The 17,022-nt window shown below is 33.5% G+C and carries 13 protein-coding genes; all 13 read right to left on the reverse strand.

The genetic code is table 11. The annotated features are described in order from the left end of the window. Positions 1–148 precede the first annotated feature (148 nt). The 13 genes from BDW31_RS07495 to xerC all read right to left on the reverse strand — a co-directional run bounded on the left by BDW31_RS07495 (position 149) and on the right by xerC (position 16,921). On the reverse strand, positions 149–4,465 hold the full coding sequence (locus tag BDW31_RS07495) for a PolC-type DNA polymerase III (RefSeq protein WP_053024901.1): 4,317 nt from the start codon (positions 4,463–4,465) through the stop codon (positions 149–151). Between the two features lie 259 nt (positions 4,466–4,724). Further along, positions 4,725–6,425, reverse strand: coding sequence for a proline--tRNA ligase (locus BDW31_RS07500; RefSeq protein WP_053024900.1), 1,701 nt, complete (start codon positions 6,423–6,425; stop codon positions 4,725–4,727). An 18-nt stretch (positions 6,426–6,443) separates the two neighbouring features. After that, positions 6,444–7,730: an RIP metalloprotease RseP gene (gene rseP, locus BDW31_RS07505; protein WP_037551637.1), complete on the reverse strand. Its 1,287-nt coding sequence runs from the start codon at positions 7,728–7,730 to the stop codon at positions 6,444–6,446. Between the two features lie 210 nt (positions 7,731–7,940). Next, positions 7,941–8,723, reverse strand: a complete 783-nt coding sequence (locus BDW31_RS07510) for a phosphatidate cytidylyltransferase (RefSeq protein ID WP_037537321.1) — start codon at positions 8,721–8,723, stop codon at positions 7,941–7,943. 3 nt (positions 8,724–8,726) lie between these two features. After that, the gene (locus BDW31_RS07515; RefSeq protein WP_037551640.1) at positions 8,727–9,497 is read right to left on the reverse strand and encodes an undecaprenyl pyrophosphate synthase; all 771 of its coding nucleotides are present in this window, start codon (positions 9,495–9,497) and stop codon (positions 8,727–8,729) included. 225 nt (positions 9,498–9,722) lie between these two features. Next, the gene (gene frr / locus BDW31_RS07520; RefSeq protein WP_011275941.1) at positions 9,723–10,277 is read right to left on the reverse strand and encodes a ribosome recycling factor; all 555 of its coding nucleotides are present in this window, start codon (positions 10,275–10,277) and stop codon (positions 9,723–9,725) included. 17 nt (positions 10,278–10,294) lie between these two features. Next, on the reverse strand, positions 10,295–11,017 hold the full coding sequence (gene pyrH / locus BDW31_RS07525; protein WP_011275942.1) for a UMP kinase: 723 nt from the start codon (positions 11,015–11,017) through the stop codon (positions 10,295–10,297). 136 nt (positions 11,018–11,153) lie between these two features. Beyond that, positions 11,154–12,032: a translation elongation factor Ts gene (gene tsf, locus BDW31_RS07530; protein WP_110709467.1), complete on the reverse strand. Its 879-nt coding sequence runs from the start codon at positions 12,030–12,032 to the stop codon at positions 11,154–11,156. A 164-nt stretch (positions 12,033–12,196) separates the two neighbouring features. Then, entirely contained in the window at positions 12,197–12,985 is a 789-nt protein-coding gene (rpsB, locus tag BDW31_RS07535) for a 30S ribosomal protein S2 (protein ID WP_011275944.1), read from the reverse strand. A 269-nt stretch (positions 12,986–13,254) separates the two neighbouring features. Further along, on the reverse strand, positions 13,255–14,028 hold the full coding sequence (codY, locus tag BDW31_RS07540; RefSeq protein ID WP_037551646.1) for a GTP-sensing pleiotropic transcriptional regulator CodY: 774 nt from the start codon (positions 14,026–14,028) through the stop codon (positions 13,255–13,257). Positions 14,029–14,049: 21 nt separating this feature from the next. Further along, a complete protein-coding gene (hslU, locus tag BDW31_RS07545) occupies positions 14,050–15,453 on the reverse strand; it encodes an ATP-dependent protease ATPase subunit HslU (protein ID WP_037537323.1) in 1,404 nt (467 codons plus the stop codon). Positions 15,454–15,511: 58 nt separating this feature from the next. Then, positions 15,512–16,057 carry an ATP-dependent protease subunit HslV gene (hslV, locus tag BDW31_RS07550; protein WP_011275947.1) on the reverse strand — a complete coding sequence of 182 codons (546 nt, stop codon included), beginning with the start codon at positions 16,055–16,057 and terminating at the stop codon, positions 15,512–15,514. Next, positions 16,058–16,921, reverse strand: a complete 864-nt coding sequence (gene xerC, locus BDW31_RS07555; protein WP_276312366.1) for a tyrosine recombinase XerC — start codon at positions 16,919–16,921, stop codon at positions 16,058–16,060. Positions 16,922–17,022 lie beyond the last annotated feature (101 nt).

Raw genomic sequence — 17,022 nt, forward strand, 5'->3', positions numbered from 1 at the left:
ATAGAAAAGAGCGGGTATATGCCCACTCTTTCTGCCTGAGTCTAATTTTTTACGCACATTAAGTATATCACACTTTAATTCCTTAAACAAATGTCTATCTCTTGCGTCACATAGACTAATAAAATACTTTTGAACTTGGAATATAAAATTACATATCAAAAATAGACAATTGTGCCTTATCTGGAAGATTAGGTAAAGAACCTAAATCATCAAGATATTCAATTATTTTTTGAGATAAACCAGCCTTTTTATTTAAATCTTCTTTAGATAGGAATGGCCCATCTTCTCGCGCTTCAACAATACGTTTAGCAACATTCTCTCCAAGTCCAGGTACAGAAATAAATGGAGGAATTAAGCTATCTCCTTCAATAATAAAGTCAAATGCCTGACTTTTCTCTAGACTAATTGGTTGCATACGGAATCCGCGATGAGCCATTTCATTCATAATTTCTAAGACAGTAAGAACGTCTTTTTCTTTTTTACCGAGGTCCATGTATCTTGAATACATATCTTTGACTGTATTCTTTATGCTTTCTTTGTCTTTAATCATAGTAATTAAATCAAAGTCTGATGCACGAATTGTGAAATAAGATGCATAATAATAAAGCGGATGATGTACTTTGAAATATGCAATTCTCACTGCCATTAATACATATGCAGCCGCGTGGGCTTTAGGGAACATGTACTTAATTTTCAGACAAGAATCTAAATACCAATCTGGTACATCATTCTCTTTCATAGCATCTATCATTTCTTCAGTTAAACCTTTACCTTTACGCACTGACTCCATTGTCTTGAAGGCCATTGAGGGTTCTAATCCTGCATACATTAAATAAACCATGATATCATCACGACAACCTATAACGCTTGATAAATCACAAATACCTGAACGAATTAATTCTTGTGCATTACCTAACCAAACATCAGTACCATGAGATAATCCTGATATTTGTACAAGTTCTGAAAAAGTTGTTGGTTTCGTATCTTCTAACATTTGTCGAACAAATCCTGTACCAAATTCAGGTACACCGAACGTTCCAGTCTTACAAAGTATCTCCTCTTCAGTTACACCTAATGACTCAGGACTACTAAAGATTTGCATTGTCTCTTTATCATCTACTGGAATGGTCTTAGGATCTATACCAGATAAATCTTGTAACATACGAATCATTGTAGGATCATCATGTCCTAATATATCAAGTTTTAAAACATTATCATGGATGGAATGGAAGTCGAAATGCGTTGTCATCCAAGAAGCGCTTTGATCATCTGCAGGAAATTGTATCGGGGTGAAATCATAAATATCCATGTAATCAGGAACTACTATAATCCCACCTGGATGTTGTCCTGTTGTACGTTTTACACCTGTACATCCTTTAACCAGACGATCGATTTCCGCACCACGTTTATGGATACCTTGGTCATTTAAGTAGCCTTTGACATATCCAAACGCCGTTTTTTCGGCAACTGTACCTATTGTTCCTGCACGGAACACCTTGTCTTCCCCGAAAAGCACTTTAGTATAGTTATGAGCGTTTGGTTGGTACTCACCACTAAAGTTCAAGTCAATATCAGGAACTTTATCTCCCTTAAATCCTAAGAATGTTTCAAATGGTATGTCTTGCCCTTCTTTAATAAGTTCAGCACCACAAGTGCTACATTGTTTATCAGGTAAGTCAAACCCTGAACCTACAGACCCATCATCAAAGAATTCACTCGTTTTACAGTTAGGACAAATGTAATGAGGTGGCAATGGATTAACTTCAGTTATTTCAGTCATTGTTGCCACAAAACTAGATCCAACCGAACCACGCGAACCTACTAAATATCCATCATCTAGAGATTTTTTAACAAGACGTTGTGAAATTAAATAGATAACAGAGAAACCATTTCCGATGATACTTGCTAGTTCTTTTTCAAGACGATCGATTACGATTTGTGGTAAATCTTCACCGTATAATTTTTTGGCATTTGTGTAGCTTAGTTCACGAATTTCTTCATTTGCTCCATCCATACGTGGCGTAAACAATTGATCTTTAATTGGAATAACTTTTTCAATTCGGTCCGCTAATTCATTTGTGTTTTTAACAACTATTTCATGTGCCTTTTCTTCACCTAAAAAGTGAAACTCATCTAACATCTCATCTGTCGTTCTAAAATGCGCTTCTGGTAAAGTTGAGCGATTCAAAGGATTACCAGGTTGAGATGCGATTAGGATTTTACGAGCAATCGCGTCATGTTCATACAAATAATGCGCATTTCCTGTCGCTATTACTGGAATACCTGTACTTTCTCCTGCTTTTAATATACGTTCATAAATTTCATAAAGTGTTTCAGTATCTCTAATGAGTTCTCTATCAATAAGATCTTGATACAGTTTAGGTGGTTGTACTTCAATGAAATCATAATATTTAGCGATTTTTTCAACTTCCGATTGGTCTCTCTGCATTACAGCAGTGAATAATTCACCTTCATCACAAGCTGTTCCAACTAGTATGCCTTCACGATATTCATTTAATAATGAACGTGGAATTCTAGGAGTTCGATAATAGTATTTAACTAATGAGGCACTTACAATTTTAAATAAGTTCTTTAAGCCTTCTTGTGTTTGAACAATTAATGTCACATGTGTCGGACGTGCACGTTTATATGCATCCTCATTAGACAGTTTTTGATTAATGTCTTTATGATTTGTAACTCCTAACTCTTTCATTTGTTGAACCATCTTAATGAAGATATACGCTGTAGCCTCAGTATCATAAATGGCTCTATGGTGTTGAGTTAATTCTACACCATATTTTTTCGCTAAAAAGTTTAATCCGTGTTTACCATATTCAGTATTAATCGTACGTGATAGTTCTAAAGTATCTATGACACCATTCGTTGATGGCCCAAAGCCAAGCCTTTCATATCCAGTGTCAATAAAGCCCATATCAAATGATGCATTATGTGCTACAAATATAGCATCTCCAACCCACTCTTTAAATTCAGTCAATACTTCCTCAATCTCAGGTGCATCAGTCAACATATCATCAGTAATGTGAGTTAAATTAATGATTGTTTCTGATAATTTTTCGTGTGGATTACTAAATCGTTCAAATTTATCAATAATTTCCCCATCTTTAACTTTAACGGCGGCCAATTCTATAATTTGATCGTATTGGTTTGAAAGTCCAGTTGTTTCAACGTCAAACACAACATAAGTTGCTTCTTTAAGATCTCGATCTGTTGGTTTGTAAGCAATAGGTACTCCATCATCTACGAGCATACCTTCCATACCATAAATCATTTTAATACCATTTTTTTCAGCGGCACCATGAGCATCAGGAAAGGCTTGAACAACATTATGATCTGTAACTGCTATCGCTTTATGTCCCCATTTTGCAGCCTGATTAATATATGCACTTATATTAGGAATACCATCCATTTGACTCATTGATGTATGTAAATGAAACTCTACACGCTTTTCTTCAGCTTTATCTTGCTTAGGTGTCTTTTTGATTTCTTCTATATCAGTCATCATCATTACTAGATCTCTTACAAACGTGTCTTCTTCAATACGTCCTTGAGCACGTACCCATTTACCTACACTTAGTGCCTTAAAGTGATCTAAATCATCTTTATTTTTTCTTGTAAACATCTTAAGTACAAGAGAATCTGTGTAGTCTGTTACTTTTAACTCAACAATATGACGACCACTCTTTAATTCTTTTAGGTTAATATCAAATATAACCCCTTCAATCGCTACTTTGAACTCTTCTTCAATGATTGATTCAATTGGTTTTATATTATCAATTTGTATCGGTTTACCAATTTGACACTTATCAACATTACTTTCATTGTTATCTTGTTGTTTCGCTTTTTCTGCTTTGATTTTTTCAATTTTTTCAGTAGCTTCACGAGCACTTTTTTCATCTTCTTCTTGAATATGTGCTTCTAATGAAGCTAAATCATCATAAGAACTTGAGTCGTCCGTTTCAAAAACAACTTTATCAATATCAAAACCACATTTACGAAAAGCTTTTACTAAGCTACCATTACATACTTTGTCAAAGTGATTTCTTTCGATGTCATTAGAGGTCATTACTTTCAACACATTACCAGACATAATTAAACGCTTCCGTTTAAGTTGACCTTTTACTTTAGGTGAAAGTGCAGTATGTTCTATACAATGACCAAAATATTTGATAGCATGCTCATCTTGATTACTTGTATCTTGAATTGTAAAATGCCAATCAACTTTGGCAATTTCTTTAAATTCTTCAGTAATCGCATTTGTGAATATTAAATAATCTTCATGTGATAGAAAATATGGCAATGTAATTTGAAATTCCCACGTTCTATTTTTATTTGACACATCTACTCGCGTTAATTCACCTTTTTCAATGATTGTTTGATCTAGTTGATTGGAAACTTTAATCTGGTCAGCGAGTACTTTGAATTTTTCTTGATTCGTCATTGCCATGACAGATAACCACCCTTATATCTAACTAATTTCTCAATTATATGTATACGCAACGTGTTATGATCTAACTGCAAACTTGATATCCATTATACTACTTTGCCATGTGCTTTTCATATGTTTCGTTTTAAAATTTTTAGTAAAAAAAGAGGTTTAGACAAATATGAAATTGTCTTAACCTCATTTAGCATTATGCATTGAATATCCATGTTGAACAAGTGAAATCAAGTACATTCATCAAATTCAACTTAGTCTTAGCAAATTATAAATTACTATAAAGTGTAGCGATATGAGTGTTTAAATCGTTAATATGAATATCTTCGCTTTCACCAGTTTGACGTACTTTAACTTCAACGATACCCTCACTAGCATTTTTACCAACTACAATTCTTATTGGAAGACCGATTAAATCTGCATCATTAAATTTAACGCCAGCTCGATCTTTACGATCATCATAAAGTACATCATATTGTTGTTGTAATTCTTTATACAATTGATCACCTAATTCTAGTTGTTCATCCTTTTTAGGATTAATAGTAATTAGATGTAAATCAAATGGTGTAACTGATTTAGGCCAAATAATACCATTTTCATCATTATTTTGTTCAACAATGGCACTTAGCGTTCTTGAAACGCCTATTCCATAGCACCCCATGATTAATGGCTTAGCTTTACCTTGGTTATCTAAGAATGTTGCGTTCATTGCTTCTGAGTATTTAGTTCCTAACTTAAATACTTGACCTACTTCAATACCTTCAGCAAATTTCGCTTCGCCAGAGCCATCGCTTAATGGTTCTCCTTCTAAGATAAAACGGAAATCTCCAAACTCATCAACCTTGAAATCTCGGTCTAAATTAGCGTTAATATAGTGGAATCCATTCTCATTAGCACCAACGACTAAATTATTTAAATCTTTGACATAATTATCTGCAAAAATTCTAATATCTTTATCATGAACTGGTCCCAGTGACCCAGGATTAGCACCTAATAAATTAACAATCTCATCTTGAGTGGCCATTTCAACGTTATCTGTTTCAAAGAATGCTTTTACTTTGATATCATTTAATTCATGATGACCACGTATTAAGAACATAATGAATTCTCCATCAATTTTAAAAATCATTGATTTAACAATTTCATCAACCGGACGGTTTAAAAAATCAGCTAATTCTTGAGCAGTTTTAACATTAGGTGTTTCAATCTTTTCTAGTTCTGCTTCTTCTGAATGCTTTTCATTTGGATGATAAACGACTTCCGCTTTTTCAATATTAGCTGCATAATCACTTTGCTTACTATAAACGATAGTATCTTCACCAATTTCACTTAAGGCCATGAATTCGTGTGTGTGGTTACCTCCAATTGCGCCTGAGTCTGCAACCACTGGTCGAGCATTGATGCCAACACGTTTGAATATACGATCGTAAGCATTGTACATATCTTGATATGTTTCATCTAACGATGCTTCATCAGCATGGAATGAATACGCATCTTTCATAATAAATTCTCTACCTCTTAACAAACCAAAGCGTGGACGTTTCTCATCTCGAAATTTAGATTGTATTTGGAATAACGTTAAAGGCAATTGTTTATATGATTTAAGTTCATCTCTAACGATAGAAGTCACTACTTCCTCATGTGTAGGACCTAAAGCAAATTCACGTCCATTACGATCTTTTAAGCGCATTAACTCTGGACCGTATGCACCCCAACGACCTGATTCTTCCCAAAGTTCTGCTTGTTGAAGTGCAGGCATTAAAATTTCAACGGCATCAATGCTTTCCATTTCTTCACGGATGATTTTAGAAATATTATTTAACACACGAGAGGCTAATGGTAAATAGCTATAAATACCACTTGTACTTTGTTTGATTAATCCTGCTTTTAATAATAATTGGTGACTCAATGCTTCTGCTTCAGCAGGGACATCTCTCCTAGTTGGTATGAAAACTTTCGATTGTTTCATCACTTAATCCTCCTTATTCTACAAGAAATAACGTTGTATATCGTTCCAAGTTACTAGAACCATTATAATTAAGACAAAAATAGCACCAGCAGCTATTATAATTGTTTCTGCTTTTTTATTAACTGGTCTTCTGAAAATTGCTTCATAGATAACAAATAAAATTCGACCACCATCAAGTGCTGGAATTGGTAATAAGTTCATTATACCTAAGTTAACACTTAATAGTGCAGTGTAGTATGTTAATGCAATGATACCTTGTTTAACTACAGAGTCAACATTATGATAAATACCCACTGGACCATTTAACATATCAAATGAGAATTGACCTGTGAATATACTTGCAATCATTGTTCCTACAGCTTTAAAGATTAATGTACTGGCACTAACAAACTGATCAAATCCTAGCGCAATTGGTTTTATTAAAGTATGTTCTTTCTGAGGTTGGAAACCTAAAATGTACGTCGTCTCAGAATTTAATTTAGTTTGCTTAATAACTTGCTTTTTAGGAGTTATATCCACTGTCTTTGTTTGATTATCTCTTTCGAATTTTATCGTTGTTTTATTATCTTTAATTTTATTTGCTGCAGACTGAATGTCATCAAAACTCTTAGTTTTATATTGACCTACTTGAACGATTTTATCTCCAGATTTTAATCCTGCTTGTTGCGCTGGATAGTTATCAGCTAATTGCCCCACTGAGGTAGTAGGTGTTCCTTGGAAATAAGCTAATGTGATAAATAATATTAAGGCTAATATAAAGTTAAATAATGGTCCTGCAAATAACGTTAAAAATTTGGGTAAAGGTTTCTTATGTGCAAATTGTCGATGTCGTGGAGCAATTTGAATTAAACTACCATTCTCAACAAAATATGCTTTTTCAGCAATATTAAAATGATGTCGCTCATTATCATATGAAGTAATACCTTCAATGTATAAATCATCCTTGAAGTCACATTGTTTAACTTCAATTGCTTCTATCTTTTGAAATTTATGCTGATCATCTAAAATTATATGCGTAATCTCTTCTTTATCATTAAGTTTTACTTTAACATTCATACCTGGTTCAACTGGTGGTTCTTCTAAACCGTCTCCAGCCATTCTTACATAACCACCTACAGGTAATAAACGGATGGTATACAAAGTTTCGTTCTTACGGAAACTAAATATTTTTGGTCCCATACCTATCGCGAATTCAGGACACATTATTCCAGCACGCTTAGCAAAGAACATGTGACCATATTCATGTACCGTAACAAGTACACCAAACACGATCATAAATGAGACAATAGTGATTAAATAGCTCACATGATACACCTCAATTAAATTAAATTTCTACTTTTTTCATTAGAACGATGTAGATTATCTATGATTTGGTTAAATTATTCAAGAATTTTACTTTTAATAAAAGGAGTTAAGAATTACATCATCTACTATGTCTAGTCAAATGTGCACTCAATAACTCCTCAATTATAGCACTATACATTTTTCATATATAAATAAAACATTAAAATCGCACTACATTTGTATTAATAAAATGTTGAGTAATGGTAAAACAAACATGAAACTATCAAATCTGTCTAATATACCACCGTGACCCGGTAAAATTCTACCAGAATCTTTAACACCAAAATGACGTTTAAATCCTGATTCAACTAAATCACCAAGTTGACCAAAGATACTCAAGATGATAGTTACTAATAATAGTAACCAAATATTTAAGTTGAAATCAACAAAGAACAACATAACAATTGGCACAATTAAACTACAAATTAATCCGCCAATAAAACCTTCAATAGTTTTGTTAGGACTAATTACTGGCCATAATTTATGTTTACCCATTAGTCGACCGAAAATATAAGCACCTGTATCTGTTAACCACACCACTAAGAATGCATAAAGTATGTAATGTAAGCCATCTGAACGTGTTGCATAGAAATACATAAATCCAATACCGACATATGCAACTGACATAAGACAGAAAGCAGCATCCATAAAACTAAATCTGTTTTTTGACAGTACAGTGTAACTTAGTAAAATAAAACTCATTGCGATTAAACTTTTTAACTGAATGTCACTAACCCAGTCACCTGCTGATTGAGGTAACATAATAATAATTAATGCTAAAGCACTAAAAATACCAGGGACTGAAATTAATTTAATCATATTCATATTTAAAAGTTCTTTTAATGCAATTAAAGCTAGTAAGTACGCAAACAACATTAACGTTGTACCACCCATCAATAGAATGGGTAGAAAAATTAACAATGCTATAATTGCGGTTAAAGTTCTAACTTTCATACACTACTCCTTACTTAACCCTCCAAAGCGTCTTTGGCGAGATTGATATATTTTTAAGCAATTTTTAAATTCTTCACCGTCAAAGTCTGGCCATAATTTCTCATTAAATATAAATTCACTATAAGAAGACTGCCAAATAAGGAAATTACTAATACGTTGTTCACCAGAAGTGCGAATTAATAACTCAGGATCTGGGTATGAATGCGTCATTAAATGGTTGTTAATCATTGATTCATCAATATCTTTACTGTCTTGACCATTGCGTTGAAGTTCATCATAAATTGATTTCATACTTTGAACAATTTCAGCTCGTCCACCATAATTGATGGCAAATATTAATTTCAGACCTGTATTATTTTTTGTTTTTTCTTTTGCATGTTGTATTGCTTCAATCGTCGATTTAGGAACTGCATCTAAAAATCCAATCGTTTCTATTTGAACATTTTTTTCAATGAGTTCGGGTAAAAATGTTTTTAAAAAATTAACAGGCAAATTCATGATATAATTAACTTCATTTTCAGGTCTAGACCAATTTTCAGTTGAAAAAGCGTATAGTGTTAAGTATTTAATGCCCAAATCACTTGCTTCTCGCGTTACAGTTTTGATGGTTTGCATACCTTCGTAATGTCCTTTAATTCTAGGCATTTTACGCTTTTTGGCCCAACGTCCATTTCCGTCCATGATAATCGCTACATGTTCAGGTAAATTATGTAAATCTAAATCATCGTTATGACTGATTTTAGTCTTATTTCTTTTTATTAGCTTTTTAAACATGGTCTTTCCTCCGAGCCTGATCATCTCTATTATATTATATTAGTTATTTAAGAAATCATCTATCATTTTATCATACTCGATAATGGCATTGAATAAGCAAATGAAAAAACTGTACCAAAGTCTGAATTGGCACAGTTTAGACTAAAATAATTTATAGTAATGTAGAAAGTATATTTATAATAATACTTACACATTATTAAATGAATTAATTTATTGTCGAACTAATTAAACAGACATAATGTCTTTTTCTTTGTCCTCTACTAATTGATCAATTTCTTTAATAGAATTATCTGTAGCTTTTTGAACATCTTCTGTTTGACTTCTTAAATCATCTTCAGTAATGTCCCCATTTTTTTCATCTTTTTTCAATTGATCATTAATATCACGACGGATGTTACGGATAGATACTTTCGCATCTTCACCAATTTTCTTAACGTTTTTCACTAATTCTTTACGACGTTCTTCTGTTAAAGCTGGGACAGTGATACGAATAACTTCACCATCACTTGTAGGATTTACACCTAAATTTGCTGCATAAATTGCTTTTTCAATATCGGCTACTGAAGATTTATCATAAGGAGAAATAACTAATAAACGTGCTTCAGGCACATTGATGCTCGCTAATTGTTGAACTGGTGTTGGCGCACCATAATAGTCAACAGTTACGCCACTTAATAAATTTGAATTTGCTCTTCCAGCACTGATATTTGCTAATTCTCTTGATAAATTATCGATAGATTTGCTCATTCTAGCTTTAGTGTCTTGAATTATGTCACTCATATTGTTTACACCTCTAATTATTTTGTTATTAACGTACCTATTTTTTCACCCATAACTGCACGTTTAATATTGCCTTCTTCCATGATTGAAAATACATTTAAAGGAATATTATTATCCATACAGAATGATGATGCAGTTGAGTCCATTACTTGTAACCCTTCTTGTAACATTTGAATGTGCGTCAAGTGTTCATATTTAACTGCATTCTTATCTACTTTAGGGTCTGCTGAATATACTCCATCAACATTATTTTTACCCATTAAAATAACATCGGCTTCGACTTCTGCTGCACGTAACGCTGCAGTTGTATCTGTAGAGAAGTATGGATTACCGATTCCTGCTGCAAAAATAACAACACGTTTCTTCTCTAAATGTCTAATAGCTCTTCGACGGATATATGGTTCAGCAACTTGTTTCATTTCAATTGATGTCAACACACGTGTGTCACATTCTAATTGTTCTAAGCTATCTTGGAGTGCAAGAGCATTCATAACTGTAGCAAGCATACCCATGTAGTCCGCTGTACCACGGTCCATACCTAAATCACTACCTGTTTTACCTCTCCAAATATTGCCACCACCAACGATAACTGCGATTTCGCAATCCATCTTAGCAACTTCAGCTACTTGCTGTGCCACGCTTTTAATAATAATTGGATTAATACCAAAACCTTTGTCTCCTGCGAGTGCTTCACCACTAAGTTTTAATACTACACGTTTATATTTAGAAGTTTGCGCCATTGTTTTTTCCTCTCTATTGTAAAAATATGTAATATATACAAGTAAAGAAGACACTGACGCGCCTTCTAACATAAAGTATCACTTTATAATAGAAAACCTCAAAGGTGTCTTCTTTCTTGTAAATCTTGTCGACAGATTATTTCATTTGACCTTTAACTTCGTCTGCGAAGTTTTCTTCACGTTTTTCCATACCTTCGCCTACTTCATAGCGAACGAAGTCAACAAGTTTACCACCTTTAGATTTTAAGAAAGTTTCAACTGTTTGATCTGGATCTTTAACGAAGTTTTGATCAACTGCACAAATTTCTTGAAGATATTTACGTAAACGACCTTCAACCATTTTTTCAACGATGTTTTCAGGTTTACCTTCATTTAATGCTTGTTGTTTTAATACTTCTCTTTCGTGATTGATTTCTTCTTCTTTAACTTGTTCTGAAGAAACATATTTTGGATTGATAGCTGCGATGTGCATAGCAACATCTTTAGCAGCTTCTTCATCAGTAGAACCTTCAACTACAGTTAACACACCGATACGTCCACCCATGTGTAAGTATGCACCAAATGCATCGTTATCAGATTTTGTTCTGATTTCGAAACGACGGATACTTAATTTTTCACCGATTGTTGAGATTGCTTCTTTCATTCTTTCATCAACTGTTTTACCACTTGATAATTTAGTTTCTAATAAAGCATCTACTGTTTCAGCTTTGCTATCAAGAACTTGATTAGCAATTTCTTTAACTAATTCTTGGAAGCCTTCATTACGAGCTACGAAGTCAGTTTCAGAGTTGATTTCAACGATAGCAGCTTCATTTCCTTTAACTTCAACATGTACTAAACCTTCAGCTGCGATACGGTCTGCTTTTTTAGCTGCTTTAGCGATACCTTTTTCACGTAAGTAATCAATCGCTTTATCGATGTCACCATCAGTTTCTGTTAGCGCTTTTTTACAATCCATCATACCAGCGCCAGTTCTTTCACGTAATTCTTTAACAAGTTTTGCTGAAATTGCCATTAATTATTCCTCCAATATTTCTAATTGTAATAATAGATGATACCTAAATATTACCATTAAAGTCACTATAATTTCCAATACTCTAGTAAACTTTAATTATTATTTTTTATTATTTGAAAAAAGGGCGATAAGCATTACATCTTATCACCCATTTAAACTATATCTTAGTTTGATTCAACAGTAGTATTTTCTTCAGTTGATTCTGCTTCTTGAGATTCTTCTTTTTCATCTAAATTGATGTTTTGCTCTGCAGCTACTTCATCGTTAGAAACACCTTGTTGACCTTCTAAGACAGCGTCAGCCATTTTACCAGTTAATAATTTAACGGCACGAATAGCATCGTCGTTCGCTGGGATAACGTAATCAATTTCATCTGGATCACAGTTAGTGTCAACAATACCAACGATTGGAATATTTAATTTACGTGCTTCAGCAATCGCGTTACGCTCTTTACGAGGGTCAACTACGAATAATGCTTGAGGCATAGATTTCATATCACGAATACCGCCTAAGAATTTGATTAAACGGTCGTATTCTTTTTTAAGTTCAACAACTTCTTTTTTAGGTAAAACGTCAAATAAACCGTCTTCTTCCATTTTTTCGATTTCAGAAATACGTTTGATACGTTTAGAAATTGTTTTGTAGTTAGTTAAAATTCCGCCTAACCATCTTTGGTTAACGTAGAATTGTCCAGCACGTTCTGCTTCAGCTTTAACTGACTCTTGTGCTTGTTTTTTTGTACCTACGAATAAGACTCTACCGCCATCTTCAGATACTTGTTTGATGAAGTTATAAGCTTCTTCAACTTTTTTCACTGTTTTTTGTAGGTCAATGATATAGATACCATTTCTCTCAGTGAAGATATATTTTTTCATTTTTGGGTTCCAACGGCGTGTTTGGTGACCGAAGTGAACACCGGCTTCTAGTAATTGTTTCATTGAAATTACTGCCATTTTAAATTCCTCCTAGTGGTTATTTACCTCCATAATAAACTCATATAAAGACAATTAATTTAATTGCACCCTTTAAATGTACGTTTATCATGTGTGTATTGGCTTTTATAGCTGAAAACAATAATATCATATTTCTATATAATACGCAATGTTAATTTCATTAAAGAAATAATGCAATACACATTTTTCATAATAAAAACTGTTACAAATAATATTACATACTTGCAACAGTTGAATGTTGGTTATTGCATTATCGATTTAAATCATAATTATTTATTTCGTTCTAATTCATCAAGGAATTTTTCTTTTTTAACTTTTATAAAGGTACCCTTCATCCCTAAGGATCGTGATTCGATTACACCAGCACTTTCAAGTTTACGTAACGCGTTCACGATTACTGAGCGAGTGATACCTACTCTATCTGCTACTTTTGAAGCTATCAATAGGCCTTCATTACCACCTAATTCTTCAAAAATATGCTCAATTGCTTCTTTTTCAGAATAAGATAATGAATTAATTGCCATAGTGATTGCCGCTTTATCACGTGCCTCTTTCTCTACTTCATTATGTTTCTCACGAAGTATTTCCATTCCAATAACAGTTGCAGCATATTCGCCTAATACTAAATCATTTTCGTTAAAGTCATCTTTAACACGACCAAGTACTAATGTTCCTAATCTTTCGCCACCACCAAGTATTGGAAATACAGTTGTACGACTGCTACTAAATACTTCTTTATCTTCAGGTGGGAATACAGTTAATTCATTATCAATATCAATATTAGATTCAGTTTGTTTAACATCCATTAATAGTTTTGTATATTCACTAGGAATGTGTTTACTTTCTAACATTTCGTTAATTCTTTGACTTTTTAAAAGTTCATTTAAACTTGAACCTAGAATCTTACCTCTACGTGAAACAATAAATACGTTCGTTACTGTAACGCTACTAATTGTTTGAGCAACGTCTTTAAAGTCGACCGCAATACCTTTATGTTTTTGTAATAGTGTATTTAATTCTCTAGTTTTAGATAATAAGCTCATAAAATTTCTCCTTTATTTATATTATAAAATAAATGCACTTAAATCTTTATTTGTTGAAATAGATTTCAACTTATCATCAACATATTGTGGTGTTATATCTACTACAGCATTTGGCATGCTAGGGGCTTCGAAAGATAAATCCTCAAGCATTTTCTCTAAGATTGTGTGTAAACGACGTGCACCAATATTATCAGTGTCTTGGTTAACTTGATATGCCATTTCAGCTAATCTTGTAATCGCTTCCTTAGTAAAGTTCACAGTGACCTCTTCTGTTTGAAGCAATGCCTCATATTGTTTGATGAGTGATAGCTTAGGTTCAGTCAATATTCTGTAAAAATCGTCAACAGTTAAACTTTCTAATTCTACTCTAATTGGGAAGCGTCCTTGTAATTCAGGTATTAAATCACTTGGTTTCGATACGTGAAACGCGCCTGCACCGATAAACAGCATATGTTCAGTATTTACAGTACCATACTTAGTTTGAATCATGCTACCTTCTAAAATTGGTAAGATATCTCGTTGTACACCTTGTCTTGAAACATCTTGACCACTATTAGCGTTATTCGTTGCTACTTTATCGATCTCATCGATGAAGATAATACCCATTTGTTCTGCTAACTCAAGCGCTTCTTGATTTGCAGTTTCTTGATCAATTAATTCATCGGCAAAATCATCAGCCAAAATCTTACGAGCTGTTTTAACTGGCACCTCACGCTCAACCTTACGTTTAGGCATGAGTTGATTCATCATGTCTTGCATTTGTTGGTTTTGATTTGTACCGAGCATGCCTAGCGCACCTGGATCTTGTTCTACCTTAATTCTAACTTTCTCTTCTTCAAGTTTACCATCTAATAATTGTTTTTTGATTTCTGAACGCTTAGTTTTAATCTCTTCCGTAGGTGTTTCCTCTTCTTCATCATCATTGTTACCAAAGTTTGGAATTGCACCACCAAGTAATGACTCTAAAGGATTACTATTATTTGACGCTTTTTTCTTCATACTAGGTACTAGTAATTTAACTAACTTTTCATTAGCTTTATTAACTGCTTCGTCTTTAACCAAATCTTTCTTTTGATCTTTAACAAGTCTTACAGCTACATCGACTAAATCACGAACCATACTCTCAACATCGCGTCCAACGTATCCTACTTCAGTAAACTTAGTAGCTTCCACCTTAATAAATGGCGCTCCTACAACTTTAGCCATACGTCTTGCTATTTCAGTTTTACCAACACCAGTTGGACCGATCATCAAAATATTCTTAGGTGCGATTTCTTGTTTGGTTTCTTCATCAAGCAAACTTCTTCTATAGCGATTTCTTAGAGCAATGGCAACTTTTCGTTTAGCATCATCTTGCCCAACTATATATTCATCTAATTTAGATACGATATCTTTAGGTGTTAATTTTATACCGTTTGCATCCATATATTTTACCTCCAACCTAATTTACATCCATTTATATTCATTTCCATATTTTTAAAAGTTAAAGTGTTTCCACTATAATATTATCATTTGTGAACACACAAATGTCAGATGCAACCTTTAAACTTTCGTAAGCCATTTCTTTAGCAGATAATTGGCTTGCATGACGTTTCAATGCTCTTCCAGCACTTAAAGCATAGTTGCCTCCTGAGCCAATCGCAATTAAATCATCATCAGGTGCAATGACTTCTCCAGTTCCGCTAACCACTAATATTGCATCTTTATCCATTACAATTAACATAGCTTCCAATTGACGTAATTGTTTATCACCACGCCACTCTTGAGCTAGTTCAACAGCTGCACGTTCTAAATTACCACTAAATTGTTGTAATTTTGTTTCAAACTTCTCAAACAAAGTGAAAGCATCAGCTACACTACCAGCAAATCCAGCTAATACTTTTCCTTCATATAATCTGCGGACCTTGCGCGCTGTTTGCTTCATAATAACTTGCTCACCTAGTGTAACTTGTCCATCACCAGCCATCGCTGCTTCACCGTTGTGTCTAACGGCATAAATAGTTGTTGCATGTAATGATGTTTTACTCATTTATTTACTCTCCTTTTTCGCTCGAGGATGTGCATTTAAATACACTTTACGTAATTGTTGGTTAGAAACATGTGTATATCTTCCAGTTGTCGAAAGATTAACATGTCCTAACAAAGATTGTACCGTTCTTAAATCCGCACCTTGATTAAGTAAATGTGTTGCAAACGTATGTCTTAATTTGTGGGGGTGAATTTCCGTAACCCCTGCTGTACGTTTAACAACATCATTTAAAACATACCTAACGCCTCTCTCTGTTATAGGGGCGCCATTCATGTTAACTAATAAAAATGAATGTTTGGTATGTTGTATAGGCTTAAATTCGCTTAAGTATTGTTCAATGCTTTGACGACAAAATTCTCCAAACGGAACAAACCGTTCCTTATTTCCCTTTCCTAGTACTTTCACACCAAGTAAAGACATATCAATATCTTTAAGTTGGATATTTACTAACTCAGAAACACGTATACCCGTTGCATATAATAATTCTAGAATAACGCGATCCCGTAATCCTTTTTTTGTATCTTTTGCTACAGTTTCGAATAATGCTTCCATCTCTTCTTCATAAAAAAACTGTGGCAAGTAGTTCTCCTTCTTAGGATGGACGAGTTGTACAAAAGGATTTATGATTGTCTCGTCTTGTGTCATCCAAAACTCATAGAAAGTTCTTAAAGTTGAAATCTTCCTTGATACAGTAGTACGTTTCAAATTCTGTGAATATAAATAGCTTAAATAATTTCTAGCATCTTTATATTCAAATGTTCTTAGATTTAGTAATTCTTGTTCTAAAAAATGATTAAATTGTACTAAATCATCATGATATGATTTTAATGTATGGGCGGAGAAATTTCTCTCAACTTTGAGCATATTTAAGAATGTAACTTGGATTTCTTCCACTTAAAAATCCCCTCCATCATATGCATTGTAGCATATAACATGAAGGGGACTAAAATAATTAGCTATAGAAT

This window comes from Staphylococcus sp. AtHG25 (assembly GCF_003217445.1).
Lineage (GTDB): Bacteria > Bacillota > Bacilli > Staphylococcales > Staphylococcaceae > Staphylococcus > Staphylococcus haemolyticus.

What these genes read in the sequence shown, in the direction of transcription:
- tsf (WP_110709467.1), bottom strand. Translation starts at nt 12,032, where the DNA reads ATGGCAATTTCAGCAAAACTTGTTAAAGAATTACGTGAAAGAACTGGC.
- pyrH (WP_011275942.1), bottom strand. Translation starts at nt 11,017, where the DNA reads ATGGCGCAAACTTCTAAATATAAACGTGTAGTATTAAAACTTAGTGGT.
- frr (WP_011275941.1), bottom strand. Translation starts at nt 10,277, where the DNA reads ATGAGTGACATAATTCAAGACACTAAAGCTAGAATGAGCAAATCTATC.
- xerC (WP_276312366.1), bottom strand. Translation starts at nt 16,921, where the DNA reads ATGCTCAAAGTTGAGAGAAATTTCTCCGCCCATACATTAAAATCATAT.
- BDW31_RS07500 (WP_053024900.1), bottom strand. Translation starts at nt 6,425, where the DNA reads ATGAAACAATCGAAAGTTTTCATACCAACTAGGAGAGATGTCCCTGCT.
- BDW31_RS07510 (WP_037537321.1), bottom strand. Translation starts at nt 8,723, where the DNA reads ATGAAAGTTAGAACTTTAACCGCAATTATAGCATTGTTAATTTTTCTA.
- BDW31_RS07515 (WP_037551640.1), bottom strand. Translation starts at nt 9,497, where the DNA reads ATGTTTAAAAAGCTAATAAAAAGAAATAAGACTAAAATCAGTCATAAC.
- hslV (WP_011275947.1), bottom strand. Translation starts at nt 16,057, where the DNA reads ATGAGTAAAACATCATTACATGCAACAACTATTTATGCCGTTAGACAC.
- codY (WP_037551646.1), bottom strand. Translation starts at nt 14,028, where the DNA reads ATGAGCTTATTATCTAAAACTAGAGAATTAAATACACTATTACAAAAA.
- BDW31_RS07495 (WP_053024901.1), bottom strand. Translation starts at nt 4,465, where the DNA reads ATGGCAATGACGAATCAAGAAAAATTCAAAGTACTCGCTGACCAGATT.
- hslU (WP_037537323.1), bottom strand. Translation starts at nt 15,453, where the DNA reads ATGGATGCAAACGGTATAAAATTAACACCTAAAGATATCGTATCTAAA.
- rpsB (WP_011275944.1), bottom strand. Translation starts at nt 12,985, where the DNA reads ATGGCAGTAATTTCAATGAAACAATTACTAGAAGCCGGTGTTCACTTC.